Source organism: Streptomyces sp. NPDC059456, assembly GCF_042750055.1.
Taxonomy (GTDB): Bacteria; Actinomycetota; Actinomycetes; order Streptomycetales; family Streptomycetaceae; genus Streptomyces.
In genome coordinates this window covers 6706-19242 of record NZ_JBHYVA010000076.1, presented here as the reverse complement: position 1 = coordinate 19242, position 12537 = coordinate 6706, and the positions used below count along the sequence as shown (strand labels likewise).

At 73.2% G+C, this 12537-nt stretch carries 12 protein-coding genes and 1 pseudogene; 9 read left to right on the top strand and 4 right to left on the bottom strand.

Features of this window, described 5'->3' with window-relative positions:
• The 3 genes and pseudogenes from ACFXA3_RS10065 to ACFXA3_RS10055 all read left to right on the top strand — a co-directional run.
• Positions 1–508: pseudogene (locus ACFXA3_RS10065) on the top strand (hypothetical protein); the annotation flags it as partial.
• A gap of 334 nt (positions 509–842) precedes the next feature.
• Complete coding sequence (locus tag ACFXA3_RS10060; RefSeq protein ID WP_385184493.1) at positions 843–2630, top strand: C1 family peptidase; 1788 nt, start codon at positions 843–845, stop codon at positions 2628–2630.
• Between the two features lie 16 nt (positions 2631–2646).
• The gene (locus ACFXA3_RS10055; RefSeq protein ID WP_385184490.1) at positions 2647–2976 is read left to right on the top strand and encodes a protease inhibitor I42 family protein; all 330 of its coding nucleotides are present in this window, start codon (positions 2647–2649) and stop codon (positions 2974–2976) included.
• Here the strand turns inward: ACFXA3_RS10055 and ACFXA3_RS10050 are convergent.
• Positions 2939–4135, bottom strand: coding sequence for a DUF418 domain-containing protein (locus ACFXA3_RS10050; protein WP_385184489.1), 1197 nt, complete (start codon positions 4133–4135; stop codon positions 2939–2941). The two genes, ACFXA3_RS10055 and ACFXA3_RS10050, sit on opposite strands and share 38 nt — an antisense overlap.
• Positions 4136–4280: 145 nt before the next feature.
• Between ACFXA3_RS10050 and ACFXA3_RS10045 the strand changes: the two genes are divergently transcribed.
• Both ACFXA3_RS10045 and ACFXA3_RS10040 read left to right on the top strand, forming a co-directional pair.
• Complete coding sequence (locus tag ACFXA3_RS10045) at positions 4281–4958, top strand: GntR family transcriptional regulator (RefSeq protein ID WP_385184486.1); 678 nt, start codon at positions 4281–4283, stop codon at positions 4956–4958.
• An 8-nt stretch (positions 4959–4966) separates the two neighbouring features.
• Positions 4967–6283 (top strand): nitrate/nitrite transporter, encoded by a 1317-nt coding sequence (locus ACFXA3_RS10040; protein WP_385184483.1) that lies wholly within the window; start codon positions 4967–4969, stop codon positions 6281–6283.
• 22 nt (positions 6284–6305) lie between these two features.
• Here ACFXA3_RS10040 and ACFXA3_RS10035 read toward each other — a convergent pair whose 3' ends face one another.
• Complete coding sequence (locus tag ACFXA3_RS10035; protein WP_385184481.1) at positions 6306–7136, bottom strand: maleylpyruvate isomerase family mycothiol-dependent enzyme; 831 nt, start codon at positions 7134–7136, stop codon at positions 6306–6308.
• Between the two features lie 149 nt (positions 7137–7285).
• Between ACFXA3_RS10035 and ACFXA3_RS10030 the strand changes: the two genes are divergently transcribed.
• The gene (locus ACFXA3_RS10030) at positions 7286–8065 is read left to right on the top strand and encodes a carbon-nitrogen family hydrolase (RefSeq protein ID WP_385184478.1); all 780 of its coding nucleotides are present in this window, start codon (positions 7286–7288) and stop codon (positions 8063–8065) included.
• A 4-nt stretch (positions 8066–8069) separates the two neighbouring features.
• Here ACFXA3_RS10030 and ACFXA3_RS10025 read toward each other — a convergent pair whose 3' ends face one another.
• The gene (locus ACFXA3_RS10025; RefSeq protein WP_385184476.1) at positions 8070–8570 is read right to left on the bottom strand and encodes an LURP-one-related/scramblase family protein; all 501 of its coding nucleotides are present in this window, start codon (positions 8568–8570) and stop codon (positions 8070–8072) included.
• A gap of 32 nt (positions 8571–8602) precedes the next feature.
• Between ACFXA3_RS10025 and ACFXA3_RS10020 the strand changes: the two genes are divergently transcribed.
• A complete protein-coding gene (locus ACFXA3_RS10020; RefSeq protein WP_385184474.1) occupies positions 8603–9406 on the top strand; it encodes a hypothetical protein in 804 nt (267 codons plus the stop codon).
• Positions 9407–9434: 28 nt separating this feature from the next.
• Positions 9435–9956 carry a DUF4240 domain-containing protein gene (locus tag ACFXA3_RS10015; RefSeq protein ID WP_385184473.1) on the top strand — a complete coding sequence of 174 codons (522 nt, stop codon included), beginning with the start codon at positions 9435–9437 and terminating at the stop codon, positions 9954–9956.
• Here the strand turns inward: ACFXA3_RS10015 and ACFXA3_RS10010 are convergent.
• Entirely contained in the window at positions 9953–10507 is a 555-nt protein-coding gene (locus tag ACFXA3_RS10010) for a Uma2 family endonuclease (protein ID WP_385184470.1), read from the bottom strand. The genes ACFXA3_RS10015 and ACFXA3_RS10010 overlap by 4 nt on opposite strands.
• A gap of 151 nt (positions 10508–10658) precedes the next feature.
• On the opposite strand from ACFXA3_RS10010, the gene ACFXA3_RS10005 reads away from it, so the two are divergent.
• On the top strand, positions 10659–12491 hold the full coding sequence (locus tag ACFXA3_RS10005) for an NHL domain-containing thioredoxin family protein (RefSeq protein WP_385184467.1): 1833 nt from the start codon (positions 10659–10661) through the stop codon (positions 12489–12491).
• The last annotated feature ends 46 nt before the right edge of the window (positions 12492–12537 follow it).

Sequence of the window (12537 nt, the reverse complement as noted above, 5' to 3'; positions counted from 1 at the left end):
TGCGAAGCCGCCGGTCGATGCCGTGAAGCCTCCGGCGGAGGCCGTGAAGCCCCCGGCTGACGCCGTGAAGCCGCCGGTGGAGGCCGTGAAGCCTCCCGTGCACGTTGCCAAGCCTCCGGCGGAAGCGGTGAAGCCGCCGGTTGAGGCTGCGAAGCCGCCGGCGGAGGCCGTGAAGCCGCCGGTCGAGGCCGTGAAGCCGGTTGAAGCGGCGCAGCCGGTCGTGCCGCCGGCCGAGGCGAAGCCCGTCACGCTTCCGGCCGCCGTTCCGGCCGTGGCGCCCCGGGCGGTGAACCGGGCCCGCCTGGACGCCGTGACCGCCGCCGTCGACCACCTCAAGGCCTCCGTCGACGAAGTCGCCAAGGCGGCCGGCCCCTGCGCTTGCACGACCGACGCCAAGGCCCTGGCCACGAACGTCGTGGCCGACCTCGGGACCACCGTGGTCGCCCTCTTCACCGGCCTCGGACTGCCCGGCACGTCCGCCGCCGCTCCCGCGGACCCGGCCGTCTAGCGCCCCGGCGCCGACTCCCCGCCGCCCCCGGCGCCGCTCCGGTGCCGGGGGCGGACGGGCGTCCCCGTACGAGCCCTCCGTACGACCCCTGCGTGCGACCGCGCGACCTCGCGGACACCCTTGACGCGCCCCGCCGCCCGATGGACGCTCCCGGCTCTCGCACCAGAACGGTTGCAGCTGGGGGGCCGCCATGCCGGAGCAGTCAGAGTCAGAGCCAGGGTCAGAGTCAGCGTCGGAATCCGAACCCGTCCGGACGGCGGGGGAGCTGCGCGCACGGCTCGTAGCGCACGGAGCGCGCTGGTCCGTCATCGAGCACCTCGCCGACGAGGAGCCGGTGCCCCGGCCCCCGCTCGGCCTGGAACCCGGGGCGAACCTCACGCCCGCCGAGGAGGCGGGCTCCGTCGATCTGCGGGGGCTGATCGGGCACGAGAGCGGCAATCCGCACCTCACCCGCCGCCGGGCCGCCCACGGGCTGCTGCCCGGCGTGCAAGGGGCGGCCGGCGCCGCCCGTCCCGCCGCCGTCGACTGGCGCGGCCGCTGGGGCTGGCCGTGGATCACCAAGGTCAAGGACCAGAACCCGTGCGGTTCCTGCTGGGCCTTCGGCGCTGCCGGCCTCGTCGAGTCGATGGCCCGCATCGAGCACGACGTCTGGGCGGAGCGCTCCGAGGGGGACGTCCACGACGGTCTGAAGTTCACCTGCGGCCAGGGCTCCAACCCCGAGACCGCCCTCGACTGGGTCAAGGCCAACGGCGGGCTGGCCGATCCGGACTGCTGGCCCTACTCGCCGCCCCCGGCCGGCGTGCCCGCCGACCGCCGCGACGCCTGGCGCGCCGAGTACACGCCCAGCTGGGACCGGTCCGGCCGGACCGTCCGGATCACCGACTACGTCCGCCTCGGCGACGTGGAGCAGCAGAAGGTCTGGCTCGACACCGTCGGCCCGCTGACCGCCTGCTTCGACGTGTACGACGATTTCTTCGGGCTGGGTTCCGGTGTCTACCACCGCACCAGCGACCGCCTTGCGGGCGGCCACTGCGTACTGGTCGTGGGCTACGACGACGCCGCGGGCTGCTGGCTGTTCAAGAACTCGTGGGGGACGGGCTACCACGTCGGCGGCTACGGGCGGATCGCCTACGGCGAGGTCAGGATCGACCACTGGGCCAAGTGCGGGCTGCGCGGCACCAACATCGACCCGTGGAGCAAGCGCCGTCTGCACGCGGGCAACGTCTACGAGAGCGGCAACGGCCGGGCCCACCGCAACTTCGAGATGCTCGCCACCGCCGGCGGCGGCCGCCTCCAGCACTGGTGGCGCGAGGGCGACGCCCCCTTCCCCTGGGCCCGTGCCCGGGCCTACGCGAACGACGCCTCGGGGCAGCCCGCCTTCACTGGGACCACGTACAACCGGAACATGGAGTCCCTGCACGTGACCACTGGGGGCCGGCTGCGCCACTGGTACTACGAGCAGTCCGCCGGCGTCTGGCGCGACGGCGGCGCCTTCGGGCCGGGCGACGCGGCGATCGGCTCGACCCCGGCGTTCATCCAGAGCGACTACGGCAAACCGGGCAACTTCGAGGTGGTCGTCCGCACCGCCGACGGGCGCCTGAACCACTGGTGGCGGATCAACGGCGCCCCCTGGACCTGGAACGACGGCGGCCGCTTCGCCTCGGGCATCGCCCACTTCGGGCCCGCCCTCGTGCAGACCCGCAGCCGCCACCTCGACGTCGTCGCCACCCGTACGGACGGCCGGATGCAGCTGTGGTGGCGCGACGACCCGAACGGGTTCGTCTGGCGTCCCGGGGAGGTCTTCGGCAGCGCGATCACCTCCGCGCCGTGCCTGATCGAGGCGCAGTACGGGGCGCTGGACGAGGACACCGCCGGGAACTACGAGCTCTGCGCGGTCGGCGACGGCGGCCGCGTCGAGCACTGGTGGCGGGGCAACGCCTCCGGCTCCGCCTGGACGCGCAGCGCCGTCTTCGGCCACGACGCGCTCGCCGTCACCGGGATGCTCCAGGGCAGTTTCGGGTTCAACCTGGAGGTCATCGTCCTGCGCACGGACCGCCGGCTCCAGCACTACTGGCGGGACCCGGCGGGCTGGCACGAGGGGCCGGTGATCGGCCCCGTCTGAGCGGGAGGTCGGCGGGGTGGAGGTACGCAGGGTCGCCCTCGGCGCCGGTGAGTCGTACGAGCTGCGGCTGACCGGGCGCGGAGCGCGCGGGTACGTGTGGACCTGGCAGGTCAGCGGGGACGCGGACGCGGTCTCGGTGGACGAGGCCCCGCCGCCGCCCGTGCAGGTCCTGCCGGGGGCGCCGCTGGAGCGGACGTACGTCGTCCACGGCCGCTGCCCGGGCGGGCGGGCCCGGATCCGCTTCGCGCAGATCCGCCCGCCCTACCCGCAGGAGGCTCCGTACGACGAGTTCGTCCTGGAGGTGGAGGTCACGGCTGCGGCCGGGGGCGCGGCGCCCGCGCGCTGAGCACCCGGTGCTGTACGGCTTCCAGCGGGCCCCGCTCGAAGCGGCGCAGCCACAGCCGGGACGCGGTCAGCAGGGCGAGGCTCACCGCCGCCCACAGGCCCATCACCCACCAGGGGCCGCTGCCGCCCAGCCGGTCGGCGAGGCCCAGGCCGATGCCGTAGCACAGCAGCATGCAGAGCAGGTTCTGGCCGACGTAGCAGGACAGGGCGGTGCGTCCGACCGAGCCGAGGGCGCCGGCCCCGGGCACCCGGAACCGGTCCAGGGCGCAGCCGATCAGGCCGATGTACCCGACGGCGATCAGCGGGGCGATGCCGTAGCGGCCCAGGGCGAAGAAGTCGTGGCCGCCGAGCGCGGCGGCGGCGCCGAGCGGCAGCCCGAGGCCGAGGCCCCAGGCGGCCATCGCGACCCGGATGCGGCGCCCGCCGGGGGTCGGGGTGAAGGCGCCGGCGCGGTGCAGCCGGACGCCGAGGAGGAAGAGGAAGACGAGCAGTCCGAAGGAGAAGACGGGCTCGATGCGCAGCGCGAGGGCGTGGTCGAGGCGGAAGCCGATCTGGTCGAGGTAGCCGCCGTGGGCGTACAGCTCGACCGCGGCGGGATCCGGCGCCCTGGGCCCGGAGTCCGGCTTGGCCAGGTCCCCGAGCGTCACGAGGCCGATCAGGGCCAGGTGGAGTGCGCCCGCGGTCCACATGGTGGCCCTGCGCACCCGTTCGGAGCGGGCCAGCAGCCAGGCCACGAGCAGGGCGGTGACGGCGTACCCCATCAGGACGTCCCAGGCGAAGACGAGGACGAAGTGGACGGTCCCCTCCAGGAGGAGGAACGCGGCCCGGCGCGGATAGCGGCCCGGCCACGGTGCGCCGCGGCGGGCGGCGGAGTCGTACTGGATGGCCAGGCCCACCCCGAACAGGACGGTCAGCAGGGACAGGAACTTCCCGTCGGCGAGGAACCGGAACAGGGCCTCGGCGATGTGTGCGGCGGACGGGTCGGAGAGCGGATCGGGTGCGCCCAGGCCGCCCTGGAGCACGGCCCGTTCGGACCCGGGCGAGGCGAAGATCCACACGTTCGTCATGAGCGTGCCGAGGATGGCGGCACCGCGCAGGACGTCGAGGAGCGGGAGCCGGGTCGTGGTCGTTCCGGGGGCGGCGAGGGTGGTGTGGGCCATGGGTCCAGCGTCCCGGCGCGCGGTGGCCCGGACGTCCTGCGGGTGGACGAAGCCCGGGTACATCCTTCGGTGCAGCGGCCCGCTCGTCCCGTCCACATCGCGGACGGGGGGACCGGTGCACCGCTCATGTATCTATCCTGTGCGCATGCCGCCAGCCGCGCCCCCCGCCCCGACCGCCACGGGCTCCGCCCCGACCGCCGCCGAACGCGTGTACCGGCACGTCAAGCAGGCCGTCCTGGTGGACCGCCGCTACGAAGGCGGCACCCTCCTCACCGAAGGCGAACTCGCCGACGCCGTCGGGGTGTCCCGTACGCCGGTCCGTGAGGCGCTGCTGCGGCTGGAGACCGAGGGGCTGCTGAAGCTGTACCCGAAGAAGGGCGCGCTGGTGCTGCCGGTCTCCGCGCAGGAGATCGCCGACGTCATCGAAACCCGCCTGCTGGTGGAGGAGTTCACCGTGCGCAGGGCCGTGCCGGCGCCGCCCGGTCTGCTGGAGCGGCTCGCCGCCCTGGTCGAGGAGCAGCGCCGGCACGCCGCCTCGGGGGACCTGCCCGCGCTGATGGCCGCCGACCGGGGCTTCCACGCCGAGATCGTGCGCAGCGCCGGCAACCAGATCCTGAGCCGGCTCTACGACCAGCTCCGCGACCGCCAGCTGCGGATGGGCGTGGCCCTGCTGCACGCGCATCCCGAGCGGGTCGAGCGGACGCTGGCCGAGCACACCGAGATCCTGGACGCGCTGCGCGCCGGGGACGCGGAGACCGCGGCCGCCGCCGTACGGGCCCATGTGGGCCGCGTCGAGGCGCTGGTGCGCAGGGCCGGCCGGTGACCGGGCCGGTGAGCGCGCCGACGCCGTTCCGGGACCCCCCGGGCGGCCGGAAGGCGGTGGCCGTCTGGTCCATCGGCGTCGCCGTCTACTTCGTCGCGGTGATCTTCCGTACGAGCCTGGGCGTGGCCGGGCTTGAGGCGGCGGACCGCTTCCACGTGAACGCCTCCGCCCTCTCGGCCTTCTCCCTCCTCCAACTCCTGGTCTACGCGGGCATGCAGGTGCCCGTCGGCCTGATGGTGGACCGGCTCGGCACCAAGCGGGTCCTGACGCTCGGCGCGGTCCTGTTCACGGCCGGCCAGATCGGCTTCGCGCTCTCGCCCACGTACGGGATGGCCCTCGCGGCCCGCGCCCTGCTGGGCTGCGGCGACGCGATGACCTTCATATCCGTACTGCGGCTGGGCACCCGCTGGTTCCCGGCCCGGCGCGGCCCCCTGATGGCGCAGCTGGCCGGCCTGGTCGGCATGGCCGGCAACCTCGTCTCCACGCTGGTGCTGGCCCCCGTCCTGCACGAGATCGGCTGGGTGCCGGCCTTCGCGGGCAGCGCGGTCGCGGGCCTCGTCGTCCTGGTCCCCCTCACGCTCTTCCTGCGGGACCACCCGGAGGGGCACGAGCCGCCGCCGGCGCCGCCGGGCGGCGGGGGCTTCGTACGCCGCCAGATCCGCGACTCCTGGCGCGAACCCGGCACCCGCCTGGGCCTGTGGGTGCACTTCACGACCCAGTTCCCGGCGATGGTGTTCCTGCTGCTGTGGGGCATGCCGTTCCTGGTCGAGGACCAGGGGCTGGCACGGACCACCGCCGCGGGCCTGCTGACCCTGGTGGTGGCCTCGAACATGGGCTTCGGCCTCGTCTACGGCCAGCTCATCGGCCGCCGCCAGTCGGCCCGCATCCCGCTGGCCCTGGGCACGGTCGCCGTCACGGCGCTGCTGTGGGCCTCGGTCCTCGCGTACCCGGGCGCGCACGCCCCGATGTGGCTCCTCGTCACCCTGTGCACCGTCCTGGGCACGTGCGGACCCGCCTCGATGATCGGCTTCGACTTCGCCCGCCCCGCGAACCCCGCGGAACGCCAGGGCACCGCCTCGGGCATCACCAACATGGGCGGCTTCCTCGCGTCGATGACGACCCTGCTGGCGGTGGGGCTCCTCCTGGACGCCACCGGCGACGACTACCGGATCGCCTTCTCTTCGGTCTTCGTGGTGGAACTCCTCGGCCTGACCCAGATCCTGCGCCTGCGCCCCCAGGCCCTGACCCGCGAACGCACCCGCCTGGCCGCCGCCCCCGCCGCGTCCGGATCCCCGTCCGAATCCCCGAGGCCGGCGCCCGCATAGCCCGCAGGGGCCGGGCCAGTCCCTACGGGGTCACGGAGAAGTTCGCCAGGATGGCGTCCGCCAGCTCCGCATCGCCCTCGATCTTCACCCGGTCCGCCACCGCGCCCGGACGGACCCGCCCCGCCGCGAGCCGGACGTACGTCTCCCAGTCCGTCGTCAGCGTCACGGCCGGCCCCAGCGAGGGCGCCTTGTCGACCGTGGCCCGCCCCTCGGCGTCCACGCGCACCGTCCGCATGAACTCCACCGGCCCGTGCACGTCGATGACCACCGCCGAGTTCGCCGGCGCCCCGGCCAGCTTCGCGACCACCTTCGGCAGCCCGGCGAGCAGCAGGTCCCGCGCCACGTACGCCCCCGGCGAGTCCCAGTTCCCCGGCACGCCCAGCGTCGCCCGCAGGTCCTGCTCGTGGATCCACACGTCGAACGCGCGCAGCCGCAGCGCGTGCTCCAGCGTCACCTGGTCGCCCAGCGGCCCGCGCACCATCGTGGCCGGATCCCGCTTCTCGTTGCGCAGCTGACGCGACCGCCGGATGACCGTGTACTCGAGTTCCGAGGTCATCTCCGGCGCGGTGTGGTGCCGCCGGACGTCGACCTGTACCTCCATGTACCGGCTGAATTCGTCCACCACGTGCCGCAGGTCCCGCGCGACGGTGTGGATCGGCCGCGGATCCCCCAGCTGCTCGCATTCGATGCCGATGATGTGTGACACCACGTCACGGACGGACCAGCCCGGGCACGGCGTCGCCCGGTTCCACTCGCCCTCCGCCAAGGGGAGGACCAGCTCGGATATCGCCTCGATGGAGTGCGTCCACGCGTCGGCATAGGGCTGGAGGCTGGGATGCGGCTGGACGGTCAACGGGACCCCTCGCGTGCTGTTCAGTGGCGCGTTTTCTGGAAGCGTGTGGACTGCTTCCAAAACTACGCTGCCGGTGAGCGCCCCGGCAGTGCTTTCGTGTGACGATCGTAGGCCCGAGTTGACGGCTTGAAAGCCAGGACGGTGGTACTGTGCGCGCTTCTCTGATCCAAATCGCCGTGACCGACGGGGAGTCGGTCGCTTCACGCCGTGCCCGGGTGGCCGATCTCGTACGGGAGCAGGCCGGGTCGGACCTCGTCGTCCTGCCCGAACTGTGGACGGTGGGCGCCTTCGCCTACGAACAGTTCGAGACCGAGGCCGAACCCCTGGACGGCCCGACGTACGAGGCGATGTCCAAGGCGGCGAGCGACGCGGGGGTCTGGCTGCACGCCGGCTCGGTCGTGGAGCGCGCCGGCGACGGGTCGCTCTACAACACCGCCCTCGTCCTCTCCCCGACGGGCGAGCTGGCCGCCACGTACCGCAAGATCCACCGCTTCGGCTTCGACCAGGGCGAGGCCGTGCTGATGGCGGCCGGCGACTCCCTGACGACCGTGACCCTGCCGGAGCAGACCCTCGGCATCGCCACCTGCTACGACCTGCGCTTCCCGGAGCTGTTCCGCGGCCTGGTCGACGCCGGGGCCACGACGATGGTCGTCGCCGCGGGCTGGCCGGCCCGCCGCCGGGCCCACTGGACCCTGCTGAACCGGGCCCGGGCCGTCGAGGACCAGTCGTACGTCCTCGCCTGCGGGCTGGCCGGAACGCACGCGGGCGTCGAGCAGGCCGGGCACAGCCTGGTGGTGGATCCGTGGGGCGAGGTGCTGGCCGAGGCGGGCCCCGGCGAGGACGTCCTCACCGTCGACCTGGACCCGGCGAAGGTCGCCGAGACCCGCGAGCAGTTCCCGGCCCTCAAGGACCGCCGCCTGGGCCGCTGAGCCACTACGCCGCGGAGCCCTCGCGCTCCTTCTCCGCCATCCGGATCACGCACACGGCGACGGCGATCAGCAGCGCGGCGTCCGCGTCCTCCCGGAGCACGTCCACCGCGTACGTCTCCCGGATCCGGTACCACTGGCGCGAGACCAGCGCGAGCGGCTCCCCCTCGTACTCGATCTTGAACTCGCGGTCCAGGAGCCGCCCGCTGACGTCCAGCTCCGTGCCCTCGACGAGCGTCACGAGGTGATGGCCGCGCAGCAGGGACAGCCGCTTGCGGCGGACCACCGCGAGCCGTCGCATGTCGCGCTCCAGCGTCATCGCGTCCCGCAGGGCGAACAGCTTCTCCCGCAGCGTGATCAGGATCCGCCCGTCCGGATCCTTCAGCTCCAGCGTGTCCCGGAAGCGCAGCGCCTTGCCGTCGACGAGGAACGCGTGCCTCCCGTCCTCGTCCTCGATCCAGCAGTCGTCCCCGACGGCCAGCAGTTTGTCCCGAACCAGGTATTTCATGCCCGCATCGATGCCCGCGATAGGTTGCCGCCATGCCCCTGCTCTACGTGACCGACCTGGCGTACCCGGCGCGCGGCCGCCGCTACTGCGACGAGGACATCTTCCTCACCTCCCGCCTGCGCGAGCACTTCCCGCTCGCCCTGTGCCACCCGCTGGACGCGGCGGCCATGATGGCGGACTTCGACGCGGTGATCGTCCGCAACAGCGGACCGGTCCTGCACTACCAGGAGGCGTACGACGCCTTCCGCGCCTCCGCCCTCGCCGCCGGCACCCGGGTCTACAACCCGCTCACCGGCCGCGGCGACATGGCCGGCAAGCAGTACCTCCTCGACCTCACGGCCGCCGGCCACCCGGTGATCCCCACGATCGACGACCCCGCCGACCTCGCCAAGCTCCCGTCGGTGCCCTCGTACGCCGTCAAGCCCAAGCAGGGCGCCGACTCCATAGGCCTCACCTTCACCCCGCACCCGGCCGGCCCGGCGGGGGAGAACCTCATCCAGCCGCGCATCGACTTCACGTACGAGGTGTCCTTCTACTTCGTCGACGACGACTTCCAGTACGCCCTGCACGCCCCCGACCCGGCCCGCCGCTGGGAGCTGGTGCCCTACGAGGCCACCTCCGCGGACCTCGACTTCGCCCGCGGCTTCATCGACTGGAACACCCTGTCGCACGGCATCCAGCGGGTGGACGCCTGCCGCGCCCCCTCCGGCGAACTCCTCCTGGTCGAGCTGGAGGACCTCAACCCGTACCTCTCCCTGGACCTCGTGTCCGAGGCGCAGCGGGAGTCCTTCGTCACCGCTCTCACCGCATCCCTCCACTCCTTCCTCACGCTCTGATGTCAGAGGGGGATGCCAGGCTTCCCCCATGGACAAGCACACGTTCTGGAAGCTGATCGAGACGGCCCGGTCTGAGGCCGATCCCGACCAAGTGGCCTCGTATGCCTCGCAGTTGCTGGCACGCTGCCCCGAGGCCGAGATAGCCGCGGCCCAGCAGGTGCTGTGGGACCTGCTGGCGGAGTCCTACCGCAGCCCCCTGTGGGCCGCGGCCTACGTGATCAACGGCGGCTGCTCGGACGACGGCTTCGACTACTTCCGCGGCTGGCTCCTGACCCAGGGCGAGGAGGCCTTCGCCCGAGCCCTGGCCGACCCCGACTCCCTCGCGGACCACCCCGCGGTCCGCGAGGCGGCGGCGGAGGGCCTGGAACTGTGGGACGAGGAGGCGCTCTCGATCGCCTGGACGGCGTACGAAGCGCGGACGGGCCGGGAACTCCCCTCGGACTCCTTCACGATCAGCTACCCGCCGCTGGACCCGTCCTGGAACTTCGACTTCGACGACACGGCGGAAACCGCCACCCGCCTCCCCCGCCTGAGCGCGCTCTTCGACTAGAGCCCGCTGGTGTCGAGATCGATTCCGAACGGCTCCGGCAGCCGGACCGTCTCGCCGAACGGATGCGGCCCGTCGACCCCGGTGTACCCGAGCCGCGCCGGCCCGGAGAACAGGGTGACGGTCTTGTCGGGCCGGTCGACCAGCAGGTACAGCGGCGCACCGTACTCGGCGTACCGCTGCCGCTTGACGACCCGGTCGGTCTCGGCGTTCGGCTCCGAGGTCACCTCGACGATCAGCAGCGTCTGATCGGGGAGCAGGGAGGAGCCGCCGTCCGCCAGCTCATCCGGGACCACCGCGATATCGGGCACATACCAGTTCGGCGACCCGGGCAGATCGAGGTTTCCCGAGCCCTCGACGCAGCCGAGTTCGTCCACCCGTGCCTCGATCTGCCGCCGTACGAGCTTCGCAGCCCGCTCGTGGTCCCAACTCGGCGTCACGTTGTCGATGACCCCCTCGACGATCTGCGTGCGGTCCCCGACCCAGCGCTGGATGGAGCACTTCAGCGCGTGCTCGGGGTCGATGCCCTCGCTGTAGTCGTGCGCGGTGGTCATGGCGGACGCCTCCTTCGCTGCCTGCAGCCAGAGTCCCACGGTGGCCGCCCGGCCGTCGTCACCCCCACGGGTGGCATATGCCGGGCGGGTGGCGGAGGGCGCTTCGCACGGGCGTGACCCGGCGTTCACGGGCGGATGGCAAGCTTGAAACATGAACGATGCCGCCCCGGCGCCCACCCCCGCGCCCCGCCGTGCCCGTGTCCGTGCCCCCGAGCTGATCGGCAAGGGTGGCTGGCTGAACACGGGTGGGAAGGATCTGACCCTCGCCGACCTGCGGGGACGGATCGCGATCCTCGATTTCTGGACCTTTTGCTGCATCAACTGCCTGCACGTCCTCGACGAGCTGCGCGAGCTGGAGGAGAAGCACCGCGACACCGTCGTGATCATCGGTGTCCACTCGCCGAAGTTCGTCCACGAGGCCGAGCACGCGGCCGTCGTCGATGCCGTCGAGCGGTACGAGGTGCACCACCCCGTGCTCGACGATCCCGAGCTGGCCACCTGGAAGCAGTACGCCGTACGGGCCTGGCCGACGCTCGTCGTGATCGACCCCGAGGGGTACATCGTCGCGCAGCACGCCGGCGAGGGGCATGCGCACGCCATCGCGCGGCTCGTCGAGGAGCTCGAAGCCGAGCACGAGGCCAAGGGGACCCTGCGGCGCGGGGACGGGCCGTACGTGGCTCCCGAACCGGTGGCCACCGACCTGCGGTTCCCCGGGAAGGCGGTCCTGCTGCCGAGCGGGAACCTGCTCGTGTCCGACTCGACGCGCCACCAGCTCGTGGAGCTGGCCGCCGACGGCGAGAGCGTCGTGCGCCGCATCGGCAGCGGGGAGCGCGGGTTCACCGCCGACAGCTTCAGCGAGCCGCAGGGGCTCGCGCTGCTGCCCGACGGGTCCGTGATCGTCGCCGACACCGTCAACCACGCGCTGCGCCGCTTCGACCCCGCGACGGGCGCCGTGGAGACCGTCGCCGGGACCGGCCGGCAGTGGTGGCAGGGGTCCCCGACCTCCGGGCCGGCCCTGGAGGTGGACCTGTCCTCGCCGTGGGACGTCGCCTGGTGGCGGGACAAGGTGTGGATCGCCATGGCGGGCGTGCACCAGCTGTGGACCTGGGACCCGCGGACCGGGACCGTCGCCGTCGCCGCGGGGACGACCAGCGAGGGCCTGCACGACGGGCCCGCCCTCGAGGCCTGGCTCGCCCAGCCCTCCGGGCTCGCGGCCGCCGGGGAGGACCGGCTGTGGATCGCCGACTCGGAGAACAGCGCCCTGCGGTACGTGGAGCCCGACGGCGGGGGCTACGCCGTGCGGACGGCGGTCGGGACCGGCCTGTTCGACTTCGGCCACCGGGACGGTGACGCCGGCCAGGCCCTGCTCCAGCACCCGCTCGGGGTGACCGCCCTGCCGGACGGCTCGGTCGCGGTGTGCGACACGTACAACCACGCCCTGCGCCGCTTCGACCCGGCGACGGACCAGGTCTCCACGCTGGCCACCGACCTGCGGGAGCCCAGCGACGCCGTGCTCGTCGGCGAGGACATCGTGGTCGTGGAGTCCGCCCGGCACCGGCTGACCCGGCTGCGGCTGCCGGAGGAGGCGGTACGGGTCGACGCCGTCGCGCACCGCACCCAGCGGGCCGCCACCGAGGTCGCCCCCGGCACGCTCCGCCTCGACGTGGTGTTCCAGGCGCCGGCCGGCCAGAAGCTGGACACCCGCTACGGTCCCTCGACGCGGCTGCTGGTCTCCTCGACCCCGCCGGAGCTCCTGGTGGCGGGCGAGGGGCCCGGGACGGACCTGTTCCGCGAGCTGGCCCTGAACCCGGAGGTCACCGAGGGCGTCCTGCACGTCTCCGCGATGGCGGCCTCGTGCGACGACGACCCGGCGAACGAGTACCCGGCCTGCCACGTGCACCAGCAGGACTGGGGCGTGCCGGTGACGGTCACGGCCGAGGGCGTCGCCCGGCTGCCGCTCGTCCTCGCCGGGCTCGACGCCTAGGGGGGCCTTGCGGCCCGGGCCCCGCCCCGGGGCACACCCCGACCGG

Coding starts and splice junctions, on each gene's coding strand:
- ACFXA3_RS10015 (WP_385184473.1), top strand. CDS start 9,435: ATGGACAAGCACACGTTCTGGAAGCTGATCGAGACGGCCCGGTCTGAG.
- ACFXA3_RS10025 (WP_385184476.1), bottom strand. CDS start 8,570: ATGAAATACCTGGTTCGGGACAAACTGCTGGCCGTCGGGGACGACTGC.
- ACFXA3_RS10020 (WP_385184474.1), top strand. CDS start 8,603: ATGCCCCTGCTCTACGTGACCGACCTGGCGTACCCGGCGCGCGGCCGC.
- ACFXA3_RS10010 (WP_385184470.1), bottom strand. CDS start 10,507: ATGACCACCGCGCACGACTACAGCGAGGGCATCGACCCCGAGCACGCG.
- ACFXA3_RS10050 (WP_385184489.1), bottom strand. CDS start 4,135: ATGGCCCACACCACCCTCGCCGCCCCCGGAACGACCACGACCCGGCTC.
- ACFXA3_RS10045 (WP_385184486.1), top strand. CDS start 4,281: ATGCCGCCAGCCGCGCCCCCCGCCCCGACCGCCACGGGCTCCGCCCCG.
- ACFXA3_RS10005 (WP_385184467.1), top strand. CDS start 10,659: ATGAACGATGCCGCCCCGGCGCCCACCCCCGCGCCCCGCCGTGCCCGT.